This is a genomic window from Streptomyces sp. S6, from assembly GCF_054880855.1.
Genome location: NZ_JBTYMC010000579.1, coordinates 1 through 1,969, shown reverse-complemented (window position 1 = coordinate 1,969; position 1,969 = coordinate 1). Strand labels below are relative to the sequence as shown.

The 1,969-nt window shown below is 74.5% G+C and carries 1 protein-coding gene and 1 pseudogene; both read right to left on the bottom strand.

The features are described from left to right. Positions 1–672 (bottom strand): PucR family transcriptional regulator ligand-binding domain-containing protein (locus ACVNF4_RS35425; RefSeq protein ID WP_461806948.1); only part of this gene is annotated, 672 nt, incomplete at its 3' end. A 132-nt stretch (positions 673–804) separates the two neighbouring features. Further along, positions 805–1,969, bottom strand: a pseudogene (locus ACVNF4_RS35420) (ATP/GTP-binding protein); the annotation flags it as partial.

Here is a 1,969-nt window from a genome sequence, read left to right as displayed (position 1 = left end):
GCCCGTGCCCAGGGAGTGCAGCTCCACGCGGTCCTCGCCGTCGACCACCGAGGAGGCCGGGGCGGGGCGCTCGCGCAACCGGGAGACGTCCACCGTGAGGCGGGCCGCCCTGCGCCACGCCCACTCCGGGGCCGCCGCGACGACCGTCCCCGACATGTCGTACAGCGCCGCCCAGCCGTTCACCTGAGCCGCCAGCGCCGTCAGCAGGCCCTCGGGGCCCGCCGCCAGAGTCTGCCGGGTCAGCTCCCGCTGGGCCGCGAAACCGTCCGTCACCGCGCGGTACTGGTCCGCCGCGATCGCCGCCGAGACGGCCTTGCTGATCGCGATGAACGGGGTGCGACGCGGGACTTCGAGCAACGGGAGATGCTCGTCGCGGGCCGCCTGGACGAGGGCCTCCGGGACGTCGTCGTAATTGACGCCCACCGCGAACCCCAGGCCCACCACCCCGGCGTCCACCAGCCGCCGCACATACCCGCGCATCGCCGCCGGGTTCTCCGCGTCCAGCTTCAACGCCGTGATCAGCAGCAGCTCCCCGCCCTCCATGTACTCCACCGGATCCGGCAGCTCACTCACATGCGCCCACCGCACCGGCACACCCAGCCGGTCCTCCCCCGCGCGGACGACGAGCTTCAGCGCGGAGTGATGGACGAGCGAGGCGAGGGTGGGGGGCATGGTGCCTTCAGATCGGGGGTGGTGCAGGCGGGGGCAGTGCCGATTGTGCCTCAGGGGGTGGTGGGGGGAGAGCCGTGCGGGCAGGTGGGACGGGGGCGTCCACTGTGTGAAGCCCCGGTGCCCCGCGCCCCCTCAGCCCCGCAGATCCACCAGCATCGGCGGCGCGTGCTCGCCCGTCACGGTCGTCAGGGAGAGGACCGCGTGGCCCGGAGGGAGTTCGTGGGCCAGTTGGGAGGCGGACCAGCGTTCGCGTTCGACCTGGCGGACGGTGACGGCGTCGGTGGTGACGGCCTTGCCGGTGACGAGTTTGCGCAGGGCGTGGATGGCGCGGGTCATGGGCTGGTCGGCGAAGACGGTGTGCTTGGCGACCTCGGTCGTCTCGACCCACTCCGTGCCCCAGGTCTGGGCGAAGCGGTTGCCGTCCCAGGTGGTGACACCGGCGTACGCCATGCGGCAGCCCACGGCCCCGTACAGCGGCCCGTGCAGCGCCTCGGGGACGTCGCCGACGCTCCGCAGGGACAGGACGACACCCGCGTCCAGGGACCGCAGCCGCTGGATGTGCCGCACCGACTCCGCGGTGACCGTCCCGGTCGCGTCGTCCAGGACGAGGCAGGCGAAGTGTCCGCGGCGGCCCTCCCGCACGACCGCGTGGAACTGGGCGAGCACCAGCCGGGTGAGCAGCCGTCCGGCCTCTTCGTGCCCGCGCGCGGGGAGGTCGATACGGACGCGGAGGGGGTGATGGGCGAGCGCCCGCAGGGAGAACGCCCGGTGTGACGCGCCTCCCGAGCGGGTCCCCCCGAGGAACTCCGCGAACACCGGCCGGCTCAGCAGCGCCAGCCGGTCCGCCAGCGCCCGCCCCACGTCCCCCGGGGTGCCCGTCTGCCGGATGCGCGCGTCCAGTTCCCGGCGCATCACCTCGTCCCCGGCGAGCGCGTCCCGCAGGGCGCCCAGCGTCTGCGTCCCCTCCAGCAGCTCACGCAGGACGGGAAGGGCCGGGAAACGGCCGTGGGCGGCCCTGTACGGGCCGAGGAGCTGGGCGAGGGCGGTGGTGGCCTGCGGGGCGTCCAGATCGCCCACGAGGGCCTCGGAGAGGATCGCGGCGGCCTCGTCGGGGTCGTCGGACCCGGCGTAGGGGTCGAGGTCGTGGACGGACGACGGGTCGCCGATCCGGATGACGACGTCGAAGGAGTCGTCCGCACCGAGCGGCGCACCCGGCGACGACACCGCGACCACCGCGCACGCGCCGGTCAGCGCCCGCAGCGCCAGCGCCTCGGTCACCGGCTCGACCAGCGTCCGC